Annotated in this window: 20 protein-coding genes; all 20 read left to right on the forward strand. The window is 60.2% G+C overall.

The features are described 5' to 3' along the window. The first annotated feature begins 11 nt into the window (after nucleotides 1-11). The 20 genes from J3P77_RS09690 (at nucleotide 12) to J3P77_RS09785 (ending at nucleotide 17,928) form a co-directional block, all read left to right on the forward strand. Nucleotides 12-1,031: a hypothetical protein gene (locus tag J3P77_RS09690; RefSeq protein WP_434681354.1), complete on the forward strand. Its 1,020-nt coding sequence runs from the start codon at nucleotides 12-14 to the stop codon at nucleotides 1,029-1,031. Between the two features lie 48 nt (nucleotides 1,032-1,079). Then, complete coding sequence (locus tag J3P77_RS09695; protein WP_434681355.1) at nucleotides 1,080-1,301, forward strand: hypothetical protein; 222 nt, start codon at nucleotides 1,080-1,082, stop codon at nucleotides 1,299-1,301. Between the two features lie 36 nt (nucleotides 1,302-1,337). Next, complete coding sequence (locus J3P77_RS09700) at nucleotides 1,338-1,724, forward strand: protein singed (protein WP_434681357.1); 387 nt, start codon at nucleotides 1,338-1,340, stop codon at nucleotides 1,722-1,724. A gap of 2 nt (nucleotides 1,725-1,726) precedes the next feature. Continuing rightward, nucleotides 1,727-2,086 (forward strand): hypothetical protein, encoded by a 360-nt coding sequence (locus J3P77_RS09705; protein ID WP_434681359.1) that lies wholly within the window; start codon nucleotides 1,727-1,729, stop codon nucleotides 2,084-2,086. Further along, a complete protein-coding gene (locus J3P77_RS09710; protein WP_434681360.1) occupies nucleotides 2,086-2,466 on the forward strand; it encodes an HK97 gp10 family phage protein in 381 nt (126 codons plus the stop codon). The genes J3P77_RS09705 and J3P77_RS09710 overlap by 1 nt, the downstream gene beginning before the upstream one ends. Continuing rightward, nucleotides 2,463-2,885 carry a hypothetical protein gene (locus tag J3P77_RS09715; RefSeq protein ID WP_434681362.1) on the forward strand — a complete coding sequence of 141 codons (423 nt, stop codon included), beginning with the start codon at nucleotides 2,463-2,465 and terminating at the stop codon, nucleotides 2,883-2,885. Before J3P77_RS09710 ends, J3P77_RS09715 begins: the two co-directional genes overlap by 4 nt. A 65-nt stretch (nucleotides 2,886-2,950) precedes the next feature. After that, nucleotides 2,951-3,880, forward strand: a complete 930-nt coding sequence (locus J3P77_RS09720; RefSeq protein WP_434681364.1) for a phage tail tube protein — start codon at nucleotides 2,951-2,953, stop codon at nucleotides 3,878-3,880. 77 nt (nucleotides 3,881-3,957) lie between these two features. Further along, nucleotides 3,958-4,443, forward strand: coding sequence for a hypothetical protein (locus J3P77_RS09725; protein ID WP_434681365.1), 486 nt, complete (start codon nucleotides 3,958-3,960; stop codon nucleotides 4,441-4,443). A gap of 89 nt (nucleotides 4,444-4,532) precedes the next feature. Beyond that, nucleotides 4,533-4,688, forward strand: a complete 156-nt coding sequence (locus tag J3P77_RS09730; protein WP_434681366.1) for a hypothetical protein — start codon at nucleotides 4,533-4,535, stop codon at nucleotides 4,686-4,688. 63 nt (nucleotides 4,689-4,751) lie between these two features. After that, nucleotides 4,752-5,114 (forward strand): DUF2513 domain-containing protein, encoded by a 363-nt coding sequence (locus J3P77_RS09735; RefSeq protein ID WP_434681367.1) that lies wholly within the window; start codon nucleotides 4,752-4,754, stop codon nucleotides 5,112-5,114. A gap of 60 nt (nucleotides 5,115-5,174) precedes the next feature. Beyond that, complete coding sequence (locus tag J3P77_RS09740) at nucleotides 5,175-5,597, forward strand: hypothetical protein (RefSeq protein WP_434681368.1); 423 nt, start codon at nucleotides 5,175-5,177, stop codon at nucleotides 5,595-5,597. 68 nt (nucleotides 5,598-5,665) lie between these two features. Continuing rightward, the gene (locus tag J3P77_RS09745; protein ID WP_434681371.1) at nucleotides 5,666-9,379 is read left to right on the forward strand and encodes a phage tail tape measure protein; all 3,714 of its coding nucleotides are present in this window, start codon (nucleotides 5,666-5,668) and stop codon (nucleotides 9,377-9,379) included. Further along, a complete protein-coding gene (locus J3P77_RS09750; protein WP_434681373.1) occupies nucleotides 9,369-9,707 on the forward strand; it encodes a phage tail protein in 339 nt (112 codons plus the stop codon). Before J3P77_RS09745 ends, J3P77_RS09750 begins: the two co-directional genes overlap by 11 nt. A gap of 9 nt (nucleotides 9,708-9,716) precedes the next feature. Further along, the gene (locus tag J3P77_RS09755) at nucleotides 9,717-10,466 is read left to right on the forward strand and encodes a phage minor tail protein L (RefSeq protein WP_434681375.1); all 750 of its coding nucleotides are present in this window, start codon (nucleotides 9,717-9,719) and stop codon (nucleotides 10,464-10,466) included. A gap of 1 nt (nucleotide 10,467) precedes the next feature. After that, on the forward strand, nucleotides 10,468-11,223 hold the full coding sequence (locus tag J3P77_RS09760) for a C40 family peptidase (protein WP_434681377.1): 756 nt from the start codon (nucleotides 10,468-10,470) through the stop codon (nucleotides 11,221-11,223). Nucleotides 11,224-11,243: 20 nt separating this feature from the next. Continuing rightward, a complete protein-coding gene (locus tag J3P77_RS09765; RefSeq protein ID WP_434681945.1) occupies nucleotides 11,244-11,798 on the forward strand; it encodes a tail assembly protein in 555 nt (184 codons plus the stop codon). A gap of 56 nt (nucleotides 11,799-11,854) precedes the next feature. Continuing rightward, on the forward strand, nucleotides 11,855-15,415 hold the full coding sequence (locus J3P77_RS09770; RefSeq protein WP_434681379.1) for a phage tail protein: 3,561 nt from the start codon (nucleotides 11,855-11,857) through the stop codon (nucleotides 15,413-15,415). Nucleotides 15,416-15,424: 9 nt separating this feature from the next. Then, entirely contained in the window at nucleotides 15,425-15,817 is a 393-nt protein-coding gene (locus J3P77_RS09775) for a hypothetical protein (protein ID WP_434681381.1), read from the forward strand. Nucleotides 15,818-15,840: 23 nt separating this feature from the next. Then, nucleotides 15,841-16,542: a hypothetical protein gene (locus J3P77_RS09780; protein ID WP_434681383.1), complete on the forward strand. Its 702-nt coding sequence runs from the start codon at nucleotides 15,841-15,843 to the stop codon at nucleotides 16,540-16,542. Between the two features lie 12 nt (nucleotides 16,543-16,554). Beyond that, nucleotides 16,555-17,928: a tail fiber domain-containing protein gene (locus tag J3P77_RS09785; RefSeq protein WP_434681385.1), complete on the forward strand. Its 1,374-nt coding sequence runs from the start codon at nucleotides 16,555-16,557 to the stop codon at nucleotides 17,926-17,928. The last annotated feature ends 481 nt before the right edge of the window (nucleotides 17,929-18,409 follow it).

Here is an 18,409-nt window from a genome sequence, read left to right on the forward strand (position 1 = left end):
GAAACCCCGCAATGCCAACCATTCTCTCGGACGTCGTGTTCCGCGACGAACTGCGCGATTACATCAATGTGCTCAGTGTTGAGCGCACCGCGTTCTTCGAGTCGGGCATCCTGACCAGTAACAGCGATATGGCGCAGCTACTGGCAAGCCCGTCCAACACCTTCACCATTCCGTGGTGGGTCGATCTGGATGCGTCCATCGAGTCGAACTACTCGAACGACGTGTACACCGACATCGCCGTTCCGCTGTCGGTCACCAGTGCTTCCATGCAGGCGCGCGCCGCGTACCTCAACGAAGGCTGGAACTGCATGAACCTGGTGAAGAACATCACCAAGCAGGACCCGCTGGAATTCGTTGCCGGCCGCCTGTTGTCGTACTGGCGCAAAGTGGCCCAGCGCCGCGCCATCGCAACCACCATCGGTATCTACAACGACAACGTAGCCAGCAACGGCGGCGACATGGTCGTGGATGCTGGCGGCACCATCAACGCCGCAGCGATCATCCGCGCCAAGGCCACCATGGGCGACTACTCCGGCCAGTTGGGCGGACTGAGCGTCATCGCGATGCACTCCGCCGTGCAGACCGAGCTGCAGATCCTCAACCTGATCGACTTCACCCCGTTGGCTGACCAGATTCCTGAATTCGGTCGCTTCCAAGGGATGCGCGTCGTGGTTGACGACTCCATGCCGGTTGTTGGCACGGGTGCTGACGCTCGCTACCTGTCCGTCATCTTCGGTCCGGGCGCGCTCGGCTACGAAGAGCAACAGCCAGCGGGTGAAGACGGTCTCGAATACGAGCGCGCTCCTGATCGCGGCAATGGTGGCGGTACAGAAACCCTGTGGACTCGTCGTAACTTCGTCGTGCATCCGCTGGGCTACTCGTTCACCAGCGCAACCATCACCGGCACGCCCGGCACCACACGCCCGGTATCGGCCAACTGGTCCGACCTGGCTCTGGCGACCAACTGGGAGCGCAAGTTCGACCGCAAGCAGGTGCCTCTGGCGTTCGTCACCTCCACCGTATCGGCCTGACCGATGGCCGGCCTCAGCCGGGGCTGGCCGACTTGAAGGAGAAACATCATGGCAGTCGAACCAGACAAGCACATCGACCCAAACAACAAGGCCCGCTGGGGCTTTGGCGGAACGGCCGGCAACATCACCGTCGGCCCGCAGACAGTCGGCGAAACCGGCGGCGTTGATACCGCTCGCACCGAATCGGACGAAACCGCAGCCCGTAACAACGGCGGCGGCGCGAAGACCGAAGCGGGCAAGGCGTCCACCAGCAAGACCACCACCAAGTAACACCGGGGCTTCGGCCCCACCTATTCGAGGCATCCCATGCAATACGTGACCATTGCCGCCGTTGACGCCGCCCTGGGCGAGACGTGGGCTGCCCAAAACGAGAAGGCTCGCTATGTGGCTATGGCGAATGCCTGGCTCAACTCGCAGACCCTGCGCCCAGTCGAGCCCGACGCCATTCCGCAGGGCCTGATCGATGCTGGCGTTGAGCTGGCCGCTGCGGCCGCCGCTGGCGAGCTGTACCAGACCAAGACCGAAGGCGAGGTGCTGTCCAAGTCGGTCAAGGCCGGCTCTGTGTCTTCGGCCAAGACGTTCGCCAGTGTCAGCGGCACATCCGCTGCACTCCCGGCCCGCGTCCAGTTCGCTCTGGCACTGATCGAGCCATGGAAGGCCAGCGCCTTCTCCTTTGCCGTTCACAGGGGCTGACCATGGGCCTACGCGATGAGTTGCAGGCCGATCTGGCCGAAGCGTTCGATACCGACCTGGCCGACGCCATGCAGGCGTTTGCAGGCGGCATCACGCTGCCCGGCACATGGGATCCGGTGACCGAGACGGGCGGCGAGCCAGTCGTCATCAGCTACACCGGGCGCGGCGTGTTCGATAGCTACCGCGTCGACCTGATCGACGGCGAAAGCATCAAGTCCACTGACCAGTTGCTGATTGTCCTCACAAATGAGGTGATTGGCGGCGTCCCGCAGGTAGGCCACAAGATCAACGGTTTCGACGTGCTCAACGTGCAGATCGATCCGGTTGGCGCGCACTACGAAACCCAACTGAGGAGCGTCTGATGGCCGGATGGAGCATTCCCCCGACAGCCTTCGTCGCTCAGATCGAAAGCGACCTGACCAAGCAGGCGCGGATCATCGCCATGGCGCTGCTGGGCGAGATCGTGACCCGATCGCCGGTCGACACTGGCCGCTTTCGCGGAAATACGACTGTCAGCATCGGCAGGCCAGTGCTCTCGAACAGCACCACGCTCGACCCGACCGGCTCCGGCACCCTGAGCGCTGGCAACGCCGTACTGACTGGCCTGAAGCCGTACACGATCATCTACATCCAAAACAATCTTCCCTACGCGGAGAAGCTGGAGAACGGCCATTCCAAGCAGGCGCCGAACGGCGTTTTTGGCTTGGCCTTCACCGGCGTAGCAGCGGCGTACGCATCATGACCTACGAAGAGATCCGCGTTGCGATCACCGAACGCATGGCCGCATTCACCGGCATCGGACAAAGTCGCATCTTTTACCCGAATGCCCAGTACCCAGCTCAGAACACCGATACCTCAGGCATGTTCAAGCCGCCCGCCGAGGGTTTGTGGTGCCGCCTGCACATCGGGCACGCCACGGCTTTCATGGCAGGCATGGCCGATCAACCCTACACCCGCAAGCCTGGCCTGATAACCGTCCAGTGCTTCGCTCGCATCCGCACTGGCATGAAGGGGCTGAATCAGCTGGCGGATGCCTTGGAAGCGCATTTCGCCTACTGGAGCCAAGGCGACCTTGAGTGCATCGAAACCAGTCAGGTCGATGCAGGCGAGTTCGAAGGCTTCTACCAGATCAATGTTGTGACCCGGTTCCGCGCCGGTTGAACCTGAAGCACCAACCCGGCCCGCCTTGAGCGGGTTTTTTTATGCCCGCAGAACGGAGATAACCCATGAGTAGCGGCGCCAAAGTCACGTCTTACCTTATTCCCGAAGTAACCCCCGGCGTCACGCCAGTGGGCAGCTTCGACACCCTGCGACTGACCGGCAACACCCTGTCGCCCACCGTGAATACCGAAGTCAGCGACGAGATCACCGACTCGCGCCTGAGCCAGGGCTCTGTGGCCACCAGCACCGACATTCAGGGCGACCTGACTGCCGAGCTGTCCTACGGCACGTTTGACCGTCTGTTCGAGGCCGCCTTCTACGGCACCTGGAACAATGACGTGCTGACCATCGGCGACACCCGCCGCACCTTCACGATCGCGAAGAACTACGCGGACGTGAACGTGTTCACCCTGTTCAAGGGCATGCACGTTTCCACCTTCGCGCTGGAAATCCCGTCTGACGGCAAGATCACCGCCACCTTCGGGATGATGGGCCTGGACTACGCCGACGGCACGGTAAACACCGTAGCCGGCGTCAAGCCGCCGACCACTACGCCGTTCATGTCGAACGTGAACGTGGGCACAGTCAGCGTCAACGGCGAATCGCTGGAAGGCATCGCGTGCGTATCCGGTATGACCATCGAGCTGGACAACGGCATGCAGACGCAGCGCTGCCTCGGCTCTGAACGTCTCGGTCCTGGCGCTCACATCGCCACCGAAGCAGCGATCACCGGCACCATCACCATGGCCTGGTCCCAGCGCGCCTGGCAGCTGTGGAAGAACAGCTTCAACCGCGCGCCAATCGCCGTCTCGTTCCCGATCACTGACAGCCTCGGCAACTCCTACACCTTCGACTTCCCGGCGCTGGAGATCGATGGCGAGCTGCCGAACGGCGGCAAGCGCGATCTGATCGAAGTGACCTTGAACTACACCGTAGCGAAGGTGGCGCCGACCATCACCCGCGCGCCGGCCCCGGTCGAGCCTGAAACCCCGTAACTGATGCTCCTTTGGCCGCTCCGGCAGTAACGCCAGCCGGTGCGGCCCTTTTTATTGGCGTGGCGTGAGGAACTACCGTGACCCTGAAAATGAAGAAGGAACCAGCCCCGCATAGCGAGGCGCGCTGGTTCGATTACGACGTAGACACCAAAATTCAGTTGGTAGGCCTGGACAACGAGGAATATCAGATCGCTCTGGAACGCATGCGCCGCCGCCTGATCCGAAACGATGCCCAGTTTCCCGAGGGCGACATTGGCATCATCGAGGGCGAGAAGACCGAGCATGACAACCAATGCATGCTGATCGCGACCTTCCTGCTCAAGGACTGGAGCGGCGCCGAAGATGAGCAGGGCAACCCGCTGAAATACAGTCCGCAGGTCGGCCGCGACATGCTCAAGGGCGATGTCGATTTCTTCCTGTTCGTGCTCGCCAAGGCTTCTGAGGTCGCGGCTGACCTCAAGAAGGAAAAAGATGAGGCAGTGGGAAAGCCATCGCCCGCTTCGAGTGGGAAAAGGAGTGGGCGGGCAACGTCGAAAAAAGGCGCGCAATCTATACCCGCCTGAAGCGACGCATCCCGGACGAGCCGGAGATTGACTCGATCACTGCCTACCTGCTGCATACCTTCCGGAGCGTCTGTCGTGCACGTCAGTACATGAGCACGATGGCCGGCGTATTCCCGCTGCCGCTCTCGGCCAGCCAGATCAATGACTGGCTTGAGGGGCATCCGGCGGCGCTGCCCCGCGACATGATCGACGATGTTGTGTTCGCATTGGATGACCTGGTTCTCAGCGACAGGGATGAAGGTTGACGCCCTTACTTAAAGTTAGGGCGTCCAGTAAAGTTGCCACACGTTTACCGTATTGGAGCCGCCATGAAGCGCGATTGGGAGCTGGTCAGGAAAATCCTGATCGCTGTAGAAGAGATTCAGGGGCACAACCAGCACGTCGATGGCACCTCGATCCCCGGATATGACGCGCCGTTGGTTTCCTACCACATTTATCTGCTCAAGGAGGCCGGGCTGCTGGAGGCTACTTGCGCGACCTTTCTGAGTGAGCCGCGACAGTGTCATGCCTTTGAGCTGACGTGGGAGGGGCATGAGTTTCTGGACCAGATCAGGCCGCAGAGCATCTGGAACAAGACGGTCAGCTTGGTGAGAGAGAAGGGTCTGGACCTGTCGTTCAGCACGATCAAAGCAGCTGCTGCAGCCGTAGCAAAGAGCCTGATTACCTTCTAAGGGCCTTCGTTGGTCGCCGTGTTGATGGTAGATTGCTGCCATCAACAGGGAGTCTCGTCAATGCAGCTGGTGATTGTTATTTTGCTCGTACTCATCCTACTGGTGTTGGCACCATGGATGCTCTTCGTTTTCCTAGCAGGCGCTCTTGCTTATGGGACGGTGGTTGCGGCCGCAGGCGCAATAGCGCTGGCTGTAGGCCTGATCTTCGTCGTCGTGCTGCTTTTCAAAGAAAAGATCAGTGCTTTCAGAAGCAAATCCAGCATCGATGCGCAGATCCGTTCAGGAAACGAAATCTATCGCGCCAAAGAAGCCGCTCGTCAGGCAGAACAGGCGCAGAAACCTGCGTCTACTCCTGCTCAAGAGCTTCAGCCCGAGCCTTACCGGGGCAGGCTTCGGCCATGCTCGTATTGCCAGGTTGAGATAGCGGTAGGTTCACTCTACTGCCCGTCCTGCGGGAAGCAGACCAAACCGTTAGTACAGTAGCTGCCTGAGTCCAGGCGCTGATCACCAAGCCCGCCACTGAGCGGGCTTTTTCATGCCTGGAGAAACGTATGGCCCTGACATCCCGCCTCGCACTCGAAGTCGATGGGCGCAGCGCCGAGCAGCAGATTCTCGCCGTGCGCCGCGCACTTGAGGGGCTGAATGAGGCCGGCCTTCGGGCTGGACCTGTTCTTTCCGGCGCAAGCGGCAGCGTTGATACAGCTGGACGCAGTGCGCGCACCGCTTCCGGGCAGGTGCAGGGCCTGGAGCGGCAGGTGAAGTCGCTTGCAGCTGCAGCAGCAGGGCTTGCCGGCCCGCTTGCAGCGGCGTTAAGCGTCAAGGCGCTGTACGATGCAAGCGAGGCATACAGCACACTGACCAACCGCATGCGGCTTGTAACAAATGGCTCTGCCGAATTGGCCGCTGCACAAAAGGCCGTGTTCTCGATTGCGCAAAGCTCCTACCAGCCGCTCACCGCAACGGCCGAGCTGTACCAGCGCATAGCCACGAACCAGAAAGAACTCAAGCTGACTGGCGAGGGTGTAGCTGGTGTTGTTGGAACCATCAGCAAGACCCTTGCTATCTCTGGCGCTTCAGCGGCTTCAGCTAACGCTGCATTGATCCAGCTGGGTCAGGCCTTCGCCTCCGGCGTACTGCGTGGCGAGGAATTGAACTCCGTAATGGAGCAGGCGCCCGCTCTCGCGCAGGCCATTGCTGCGGGCATGGGCAAGACGGTAGGACAGCTTCGTTCGCTCGGAGCGGAAGGCAAGCTCACGGCCGACGCGGTAGTGAAAGCTCTACAGAGTCAGCAGAAAGCCGTGGAAGACCTGTTCACCAGAACTCAGGCCACAATCGGCAACAGCCTGACCGCGCTGGGTAACTCCGCTACGTCCTTCGTGGGACAAATTGACCAGGCCACAGGAGCAAGCACTGCGCTGGCAAAGGAAATCCTTTTCCTGTCGAAAGCGCTGGATGGCAGTCTTCCAGGCACGCTCACTGCCATCAAGGAAAACACGTCCGCGCTTGAGCAGGTCATGACTACCGGGCTGTATGTGGCCCTCGGCCGGATCGCTGGAGGCCTTGCTCAGCAGGCTGCTCAAGCTGGGGTTGCAATGGCCGCGAACCAGCGGTTGCTTGCGTCGACCGCCTCAGTCGCCGCACAAGATCTTGCCGCTGCGAAAGCGAAGCAGACTGACGCAAAGGCCGCGGTCGACCGCGCAACAGCACAGATCGCTGGCGCGCAACGGCAAGTCGCAGCCAACCGTGAAGTGGCAGCGTCTGAAGTTGCCCGAATCAAGTCAGTTCAGACAGCCTTAGTCGCCGAGCGCGAACTTGAAGCTCAGCGTCTACGTGCGCAGATCACCGATCAAGGGCGAACCGCTTCGCTCACTCGCCTCGCCGAGTTAAACCGCGCGCATGCCGCCATCACCGCTCAGGTGGCTGCTGCAGAGCGCACACTCGCGGCGACTACCGTAGCGGCGTCCGCGCAAATCGAGGCCTCTTATGCCGCTCGGACAGCTGCCGTTCTGGCTTACGGAGAGACCACTGCCGTCGTCAACGCTGCAACCGTTGCATCGACGCGCGCCGCTCAGGCAGCAAGCCTCACGTCCAGAGCGCTGACTGGGCTGGCGTCTGCGGGAACCGGGCTGCTTGGCATGCTCGGAGGGCCGCTCGGCCTCCTGTTCATAGCTGGTGCCGTGGCTGTCTCCTTTGCCGACTTCAGTAGCAAGTCCGAGAAGCTCAAGGGCGATTTGTCAGACCTGGGTAAGACGGTTGAGCAACTCCGGATGGAGTTCCAGAGGCTGAACCAGGATCAGCAACAGGCCAAAATAAACGAATGGAGGGATAAGCAACTTGGCGCCACCATGGAGGTGGAGAACTCCTATAAGGACCTTAAGAAGTCGATTGAGGCTGCGCTGGTTGGTAATTCCAGCGCAGACTTGGTCGACCCTGCCAAGATCGCCAAGCAGACACAGGCGGTAGACGAACTCTTTGCAAAGCTTGACGCGGCGAAAGCTAGCGGCGGAGCGCTAGGTCCTATTCTGCGCGAGGCTGCCGCCAGCGGCGAAGTTCCTCCGGCGCTGCTCAGGAGCTGGGAAAAGCAGGCGGGCGTTGTCGGCGACAATATCTCGGTTCTCAACCAGGTGAACGATGTTCTAGGTCTGCAAACGGGGCTGATGGGACAAAATACTGCAGCCACGACGCAGAACAACCAAGCAAAGGCAGGCTTCACCGCAGCAGGAGAAGGCTACCTCGGCACGCTGCAGAAACAGCTCGCCAAGCTTCAGGACAACAATGACGCAGTCAAGGAGGCAAACCGATATATATCTGAGCACGCTGATCTTTCTGAGGCCGACAAGGTCGCCATTCTTTCCACCGCCAACGCGCTGAAGTCTCAGGAGCAGGCCAACAAGGATGCCGCCAAGGCGACCCGCGAAGCGAATAAGGCCTACACGGAAAGCGCCGGCACGAAGTTGCTGGATCAGGCCCGGCAGCAGTACTCGGTCCTCCAGCAGCAAAACGCTCTTATCGACGCACAGAAGGGGCAGATCGACAAGATAGGGACTGCTGGCCAGCAGCTCATCAAATGGGAGCAGCAGCTCGCCGACATCAAAGGTAAGCAAACGCTGACTGCGGATCAGAAGTCCCTAATTGCCAATCAGGACCTGATCACCGCACAGCTCAAGCGCAACGCTGCGCTCGAGCGGGAAACGGAATTACGCAAGATCGCAACCGAGGAGACGCAGAAGCTCGCCGCGTTCCAGACCAACCTGAACAGCCAGCTTGCCAAGGACCAGACCGGGCTCGATAACAGCCTGGCCGGTCTCGGCATGGGCGAACAGCAGCGCGCCCGGTTGCAGGAGCAGTTGAGCATCCAGCAGCAGTACCAGTCGCAGATGGACAACCTGCTGCAGCAGCGTAACGAAGGGCGCATCAGTCCTGAGCTCTACGCCAAGGAAACCTCCGCGCTCCAATCGGCATTGCAAACCCGCCTATCCATGCAGACGCAGTATTACGAGGCCGTGGACAAGGCGCAGTCTGATTGGTCCATTGGCGCAACGTCGGCCATGCAGACCTACGTGGAGCAGGCGCGCGACGTGTCCGGACAAACCCGGCAGATGTTCACCAGCGCCTTCAGCAACATGGAAGACGGCATCATCAACTTCGTGCGAACCGGCAAACTTTCCTTCAAGGATCTGGCGGACGGAATCATCGCGGACCTGATCCGCATCCAGATCCGTCAGGCGGCGGTAGGCTTCCTCAGCAGCGCCATTGGTGCGATCGGAGGGCTCGGGGCTGGTGGCGCAGGTGCAAATGGATTCGCGGCAGGCTCTGCCGGAGCAACCTCGTCGAAGCTCGGCGCATCAGCCGCTGGCTACTCGTCGCAGTACGGTTTCTCCGACGGCGGCTACACCGGCAACGGCGGCAAGTACGAGCCGAAAGGCGTGGTGCACGGCGGCGAGTTCGTAGTGAAGAAGGAGGTCGTCAGCCAGCCCGGCGCGCGTGAGTTCCTGGAGCGCATGAACGCAAATTCAAAGGGGTATGCCGATGGAGGGTATGTCGGCTCAGGCGCCTCGCGTGGCAGCACCGCCGGAGTGCAGCCGGGCAAAGTCGTAATCCAGCAGTCAATCCTGGTCCCCGAATCCGGGGGAAACACGAACAAACAGGAAGATGCAGCGATTGGGCAGGCCTATGCGACTGTCGCGAAGCGAGGAGCTGAGCAGGCCATAGCCGAAGAACTGCGCCCAGGCGGATCAATCTGGAGGCTCGTTAATGGCCGTTGAAACGTTCACTTGGTGCCCCAGCAAGGGCACCTCAAGTACGCCGAGCTACCGAACTCGCTCCTCCCAATTCGGGGATGGGTACGAGCAGGTAGTCGGCGATGGCATCAACAACAAACAGGATTCATGGCCGCTCTCCTTTACGGAGAGCCGGGATGAAGCGCTCCTCATCAAGTCCTTCCTTGATCGACACGGGGGCTACAAGGCGTTCTTTTGGACGCCACCCCTTGGCGAGCTGGGTCTTTACCGAGCAACTGCGCCTTCTGTAACGCCTATCGGCGGCGGCGTTTATACGCTGACATCGACTTTCACCCAGACATTCCACCCCTAAGGGACAGCCATGCCGCTGATCAGTGATATTCAAGCGCTTGAGCCTGGCAGCGAGGTGCTGCTTTTTGAGCTGGACGGCTCTGAGTATGGGGCTGATGTGCTCCGCTTTCATGGGCATGCGATCCCTCACACGGCCGCCGAGCTGGTAGCGGCGGGTGCCGAAGCGGACCTACTGCCGGCAAAGCCGATTTACTGGCAGGGGGAAGAGTACAGCGCTTGGCCTGTGCAGCTGGAGGGGATAGAGGCGAACGGCGACGGCACCGCTGTCAGGCCAACGTTTTCCGCCGGGAACGTAAATGGGCGCATTACTGCGCTGTGCTTGGCCTTCGAGGATCTGCTCGAGTTCAAGCTGACCATGCGTCATACGCTCGGCCGGTACCTGGACGCCGAGAACTACCCGAGCGGAAACGCTGACGCTGATCCCACGCAAGAAACCGTCGAGATCTGGTATATCGACCAGAAGACCAGCGAGGATGGGGAAAATGTCAGCTGGGAGTTGGCGAGCCCGGGCGATGTGGGTGGCGAATCGGTGGGCCGGCAGATGACCACGCTTTGCCACTGGTGTCTCACTGGCGGATACCGCGGGCCGAACTGCGGCTACACGGGCCCGTATGTGGACAAGGACGGGTTGCCAACAGATGACCCTGAGAAAGACGTGTGCGACGCAACGCTGACCCGTGGTTGCGAGCCAAGGTTTGGCTCTGCCAACGAACTGCCTTTCGGCGGCTTTCCCGCCGTTTCCCTTATAGCCCGGAGCTGACATGCTCAAGTACATCCTGACGGCCGTGCAAGCGCACGCGGCGGCCGAGTACCCGCGCGAGTGTTGCGGCCTGCTGTTGGCCGTGGGGCGCAAGCAGCAGTACTTCCCCTGCATGAATGCAGCGAGCGACCCAAACGAAGAGTTCCGTATCAGTCCCGAGGATTACGCGGCGGCGGAGGATGCCGGCCAGGTGATCGGGGTAGTGCACTCGCATCCCGACGCAACAAGCAGGCCGTCGCCGCGCGATCTGGCGATGTGCGAGGCGACCGAGTTGCCCTGGCATATCCTCAGCTGGCCGGAAGGGGATCTACGGACGATCGTCCCGGCTGGCAACACGCCATTGCTTAAACGTCCTTTCGTTCACGGAGCGTGGGACTGCTGGCAAGTTTGCGCCGATTGGTACAGGCGCGAGTGGGGACTGGAGTTTGAAGCGTTCAAGCGCACTGATGGCTGGTGGGAGTCTGCCGATAGCGAGAGCTTGTACGAATCGAACTACGAGGATGCTGGCTTCTACCGGGTAGACCAGCCGCAGCGTGGCGACATGCTCGTCATGGAGGTTGGCAGGACGATGCACCCGAATCACGCCGGCATCTATCTTGGCAGTGACCCGAGCTTGCCTGGCGAGGGGGCGGCAGTGTACGGCCCTGGCCCTTTTCTTCTTCACCATCTTTATGGCCGCCCGAGCGAGATCGTTGTATTCGGCGGGCCATGGCTGGAACGAACCCGGCTGATTCTCCGGCACAAGGAGGCTAAGTGAACTCAATTCATCACCCCCAGATGACCACCATTCTGCTGTCCGGATCACTGGCTCAGAAGTTCGGTCGAGTACACCGCCGGCAGGTCGACTCGGGCCAGACGTGGGAAGTCTTCAAAGCGCTCAAAGCGACGCTCACGGGATTCGCTGAGGAAATACGCCGGCTCGACGGGCTCGGCATGCGCTTTGCGATCTTTCGCAACCGAAAAAATGTCGCCGAGGCTGATTTCGCCCGAGGCGGATCGCGGGAGGTTCGTGTAGTGCCCGTCATCACCGGAAGTAAGCGCAGCGGAATCCTGCAAACGATATTGGGTGTTGTCTTAATCGCCGCCAGTTTTTTCGGAGCGCCGACCGCAGGTGTGGGCATCGCGCTGGTCGCAGGGGGCGTAATCCAGATGCTCAGCCCGCAAGCGGGTGGACTGAGCCAGAGCGCCTCGCCTGAGAACATGCCGTCCTATGCCTTTGGTAGCGCCAAGAACACCACGGCCAGCGGCAATCCGGTGCCGATCTGCATCGGCGAGCGCCGCTGGGGCGGTGCAATTATTTCCGCATCGATCTACGCCGAAGACAAAACCTGAACTGACAACGAAGACGCGACCGCCTCCGGGCGGTTTTTTATTGCCTGGAGAAAAGCATGGGCGCTGCACTGAAACTCGACATCCATGGTGAGAAGGGCGGCAGCAGCAGTCCGAAAGCTCCATCTGAAGCGGCCGATAGCCTGCGCTCCACCAACCTTGCCAAGCTACTGATCGCAGTAGGTGAGGGGGAGTTCGAAGGCACGCCGACTGCGGCAGACATCTACCTGGACAACACGCCGATTCAGGACGCGAGCGGCAACGTCAACTTCCCGAACGTGAAGTGGGACTGGCGGCCCGGATCGGTCGACCAGACCTATATCCCCGGCATCCCGTCCGTGGACAACGAAACGACCGTGAACGTTGAGTTGCGCAGTGATGCGGCATGGGTTCGCTCGGTCACCAACACTCAGCTTTCCGCGGTGCGCGTGCGTCTGGCCTGGCCCGCGCTCCAGAAGCAGGACAACGAGGGCAACGTCAGCGGTTACCGAATTGAATACGCGATTGACGTGGCCACTGATGGCGGATCGTATCAGCAGGTTTTGTCCGAAGCGGTCGATGGCAAGACCACCACCCGCTATGAGCGCTCGCGCCGTATCGACCTGCCGGCGGCAACGAGCGGCTGGCAGATCCGCGTGCGCCGCCTGACTCCGAACCAGAACACCAACAGGATCGCCGACACCATGCTGGTGGCCGGGCTGACCGAGGTCATCGACGCCAAGCTGCGTTACCCAAACACCGCGCTGCTGTATATCGAGTTCGACGCCGAGCAGTTCACCAACATCCCCGCCGTGACCGTAAGGTGCAAGGCCCGCAAATGGCAGGTGCCGAGCAATTACGACCCGGTCAACCGAACCTACTCCGGTGTGTGGGATGGCACCATGAAGCAGGCCTGGACCAACAATCCGGCCTGGGTCACTTACGGTATCTGCACCGAAGACCGGTTCGGGCTGGGCAAACGCATCAAGTCGTTCATGGTCGACAAGTGGGAGCTGTACCGGATCGCGCAATACTGCGACCAGTTGGTACCCAACGGCGTCGGTGGCCAAGAGCCTCGATTCCTGTGCGACATGAACCTGCAGGGCAGGGCAGAAGCGTGGTCGCTGCTGCGCGACATTGCCGGTATCTACCGCGCCATGACCTATTGGGCTCAGGGGCAACTGGTGATGCAGGCCGACATGCCGCGCGCGCAGGACTTCGACTACGTATTCACCCGCGCCAATGTCATCGACGGCAAGTTCAGCTACGGCAGCGCTTCGGCGAAGACCCGCTACACCCGCGCACTGGTCAGCTACGACAACCCGGACAACAACTACGACACCGATGTCATCCCTTTCGCCGACCTGGACATGCAGCGCCGGTTCGGAGACAAGCCCACGGAGCTGAGCGCGATCGGCTGCACGCGGGCGTCGGAAGCCCAGCGCCGTGGCAAGTGGGTGGTGCTGAGCAACAACCAGGACCGGACCGTTACGTTCAAGACTGGCATGGAGGGCGCCATCCCGCTGCCCGGCCACATCATCCCGGTTGCTGACACTCTCCTGGCAGGCCGGGAAGTGGGCGGACGCATCGCGACGGCAGCCGGCAAGGTCGTCACCCTCGATCGGGATACACGGGCAAAGCCTGGCGACCGCCTGATCGTGAACCTGCCCGGCGGCAAGGCCGAGGGCCGGACGGTTGAGTCCGTCGCCGGCCGGGCGCTTACCGTGACCAAGGCCTACAGCGAAACCCCGATTCCTGAACTGCAGTGGGCGCTGGATGCCGACGACCTCGCCATTCCGCTGTATCGGGTGCTCAGCACCAGACGCAGCGCCGAGGGCGAGTACGAAATCAGCGCCCTGCAGTACGAGCCCAGCAAGTTCGCGTACATCGATACCGGCGCGCGGCTCGAAGAGCGCCCGATCAGCGTCATTCCAATCACGGTTGTTGCTGCGCCTGCCAGCGTATCGCTGACTTCGACCACCGCCATCGCCCAGGGTCTGGCCGTCACCACCATGACGATCAGCTGGCCAGCTGTAAGCGGCGCCGTTGCCTATGACGTGGAGTGGCGTAAGGACAACGGCAACTGGATCAAGGTGCAGCGCACCGGCTCGACCAGTGTCGACGTGACCGGTATTTACGCGGGCGGTTACCTGGCGCGCGTTCGAGCCGTCAGCGCCTTCGATATCTCCTCGAACTGGCGCACGTCGATCCTGACGCAGCTGAAGGGCAAGGAAGGCTTGCCGCCGGCAGTGACAAGCCTCACCGCTTCGTCGCTGATCTTCGGTATCAGGCTGAACTGGACGTTCCCGCCTGGTGCAGAAGACACCCAGCGTACCGAGATCTGGTATGGCCCGACGACCGAACTGGCGTCGGCGACCAAGCTCAGCGACCTGGCCTACCCGCAGGCCGAGTACACGATGCAGGGCCTGCTGGCGGGCGTCCGTTTCTTCTTCTGGGCGCGACTGGTCGACCGGACAGGCAACATCGGTCCGTGGTATCCGGTCGGCTCTGGCGTCATGGGGCAGTCCGGCTCAGACGCCGCACCGATCCTTGAGCTGATCGCTGGCCAGATCGGCGAAACCGAACTCGGCCAGGACCTTCAGGACAAAATCGAGTTGATCGACGGCCTGCAGGAGCAAATCGACGCGCTGGACGGCCTGAAGGCTTACAACCCTGACGGAACCTACACCAGAGGCCAGATGGTGGTGGTCGACGGGCGCATCTATCAGGCGCAGCAGGATGTCCCGGCCAACACGCCGCCGCTGAACCTTGCCTACTGGGAGGACGTGGGCGACATGCTGGCAACGGCCAATGGCCTGGCTCAGCAAGTGGAGACGCACACCACTGAGTTGATCGAGCTCAACGGCGCGGTCACTGCGCAAGCGGCCTCCATGCAGGCGCTGCGCGCGGCCTACCGGGAGGACAACGGCGAGGGCGAGCTGGCTGACGCTCTGAAAGGTTGGGACAGCACAGCCAGCATCATTACCGAGGCAAAGGTTGCAGCGACCGCGAATGAGGCCACTGCGCGAACGGTCACGCAGCTGACGGCGACGGTGGGCGAGAACGCGGCTCAGGTAACCGATCTGCGGCAAGTGGTCAGCACCAATCAGGCCACTACCGCAGAGGCGATCACCCAGCTCAACGCGAAGGCGGGCGAGAACTCTGTTGCGATCCAGCAGACGGCGTCCGCGCAAGCCACGACAAACGGAAAGCTTGCGTCCATCTGGTCCGTGAAAATGGAGCTGACCTCCAATGGCCAGCCATATGCAGCGGGTTTCGGCCTGGGCCTTGAAGGTGGCGCGTCGGGGACCACATCGAACTTCGTGATCCGCGCAGATACCTTCGCAGTGATGAACACCAGCACCCAGAACCCGGAAGCTTTCTTCGCGATTACCGGCGGGCAGAGCTTTATCCGGTCTGCCTTCATCCAGGACGGCACCATCACCAACGCCAAGATCGGCAGCTACATCAGCTCGACCAACTACGTCGCAGGTCAGTCCGGATGGATCCTGAATAAGGACGGAACGCTGGAAATCAACGGCGCCATCGCTGGGCAAGGCCGACTGGTCATCACCTCTCAGAATGTTTCGGTTTACGACGCCAACAACGTTCTGCGGGTTCGTCTGGGCAAGCTGAGGTAACCCATCACCATGGAATACGGCATAGAAATTTCTGACGGAAACGGGGTGCTGACGCTCGGCATGGCGGATTTCACGATTCAGAAGCTCGCAGAGCTTTTGATCCCCGCCAAACGAGCAACCGGCAGTGGGGTGCGGACCGATTACATCCTTATGGATGTGCCGGGATATGACCCCTCTAGATGCTTCGTGACTATCACCCCCCGCGCTTACGCCCAGTATGCGCAGCCCGGATACCCAGATGCTTGGGGCTATGTACCGGTTTACAGAGACTTGGGAGGCACGCAAATCGCGATTTACACCTACGTAAACAGGCGCAGGGCGACCGGTGTAGGAAGCAACTATGCCGACGAATGGCTCGAAAACAACGTTGAGTGTGTGGTTGAAGTGGTGAGGGTGATCTGATGGACGAGTACGGGTTATCCGTCATGAATAACAGCAACTCCATCTTGATCAGCAACGACTATCGGATGCTCGTGTTTTCGGAAAGGGGGAATTTCAAGATCACCTCACGCTACACGGACCGAGAAGGATCTGGGGCAGTCACGTTTACAAAGGCGATTCAGACTACCGAAGCCCCTCAGATATTCCTCCGGCATGTAAGAGGTGTTCATAGCTCGCTCGGCGTGTACATCACGCTGGCAGGCGGCCCGGGAAACTGGACGGGCTTCACCGTGACGTCTGCTGTGAGAGGTGGAAGCTCTCTCCAGAACTACGATATGGAGTTTGTGGCGTGCAAATATTCGAACCAGACCAGCAAAGAGATGTACGGACTTGAACTCTATGACGGGGCAGCGAATCCGATTTTTGCTTCTGATGATCGGGCCGTTACGTACAGCAAGTTTGCGAAAAAATGGACGAGAACCCAAGGCAGCACAGTGGACGTGTATACCAGCGACCTGGTTATCGCCGGCGACGATTTCATATCCGTCTCGTCAATCGACCGCGGAGTAATGTGGTTTGCAGGAGGCGCGGGCTTTGTGGGTATTAGCTTGCTGGAAAATAACCTGCCCGTGCTGAAGATCACAGCCACCATCGCTGGTGGCGGATATTGGTACTACCAAGGTATCAACGACACCAGTTTCTGTATTCCCGTCTGCAAGTTCCCCATTAATCGATACTACAACTGACCTGGAGCGCATATGCCCTGGTACAAAGCCGGGACGGTTTCTGTCGTCCTGAATTCCAATGCCGTGATCGGCGCCGGTACCGCATTCATTGCCAACACCCGAGTGGGAGACGCCTTCCGCGGCCCGGACGGGCGCTGGTACGAAGTGACCAACATCGCCAGCGACACGGCCATGTCGATATCGCCAGCGTACCAAGGGCCGACCGCAAACGGCGGAAGCTATGCACTGGCGCCGATGCAGGGCTACGTCAAGGACTCGGCTGACGCGCTGCGTGCGCTGGTGAACCAGTTCGGCTCGAAGCTGGCTGCGCTGGGCACAACCGGCAACTACGACACCCTGCCGGTAGCGAAAGGCGGGACCGGTGGCACCGATGCTGGGACGGCTCGCACCAACCTAGGGTTGGGCTCGGTAGCTACCGAAAGCGTAGTGCCTGTAGCTAAAGGCGGCACAGGGGCGAACAACGGGCCGGCGGCATTAGACACCCTCGGATTAAAAGCTGGTAATTACTACGCAACTCTAGGCGGAATGGCACTTCGCGCCGCCGCAGGCGGATATAATATCCAAGGTGGATACATCGGTTGGAACACAGGGGGCTACGCTTTTAATGGCGCCATGAACTTCATCTGTAATCGTGGCGGGGGACTAGGCGGGTTTACTTGGCAATCGGTCAACGCTGATAACAGTGCAGGCGGGCCGGCCATGACCTATAGTTATGCGGGTCTTTTAAACGTGCCTAATATAGTCACTGCTGGCTTAACTAGCTCGGGCGTGATTACCGTTCCGTCGATAGAAATAGCGTCGGCCTATCCTTATATTGACTTCCACTTTAACAACACGCCAAGTGATTACGATGTGCGTCTAGCTAACGGCATAGCTGGAACTTTAAGCCTTACCGGAAAGTTTGAATCGTACGGGACGTGGTGCCGTAACGGCGTCAACGGCGCAAAAGGCGGCACGGTTCATAACTTCAATTGGACAGGCTCCAACGTAGACGTTTGGATTGACGCAACCTACGTCGGAACAATGACGCTCTTCGGTTCCGACCATCGGTTTAAAAAATACATCAAGGACGCCGAAGTAACCTCTTACCTTGACAGGATCGACGCGTACCGAATTGTGACCTATCAGCGCAAGGTGTTTGGTGACGTCTTCAAAGGTGACGGCACTACCTATCAGGGGCTAATTGCGCATGAGGCGCAGGCGGTAAACCCGCTGGCAGCTACCGGGGAAAAAGACGGTGTCGACGAAGAAGGCAATGCTCGAGTTCAACAGCTTGAGCCAATGGCGCTCATCACCGACCTCATGGGCGCAGTGAAAGAGTTGCGAGCTGAACTGAAAGCGCTAAAGGCCGCAACCGGCGCGGAGCCCGAAGCCGCTGCCGCCTGAGTGCCGAACGCAACACCCGCACCCCGCCGTCGAGCGGGTATTTTTTTGCCTGGAGAAGAGCCACCGCACATTCTCGGTTGCTTATACGCTTCAGGCGTTTTTCCGGCCGTTGCAATAGCTAATCGATAGAAGCTCATGTGGTACATGAGCTATTCATGAATGAGGGGAGGGATCTGGATGTCCCTCGCCATACATACGGAGGTGTGCGATGTCAGTTGATTTGAACCAGTACTGCCAGAAGCTGAGTAGAAGCGATGTGCTCAGTGCAAGAATGATTGGCTGGAACGGCCGCTGGTCAATGTTTGGAAGCTTCGTTCTCTGTTGCCAGTGTTTAAACGCGCAGTCGATTGACGACGCAGCGCGCCCCTTTGTGCATGTACCCGGCTGTGCGGCAAAGCACACCGGTAGTATGCCTTGGCAGGAACTGATCACGGTCCTGACGGATGTCCCCTGTCTTCCTGACCGGTTCGACTCCCGAAAC

The organism is Pseudomonas sp. R1-18 (genome assembly GCF_051132095.1).
In the GTDB taxonomy this organism is placed as follows: Bacteria; Pseudomonadota; Gammaproteobacteria; order Pseudomonadales; family Pseudomonadaceae; genus Aquipseudomonas.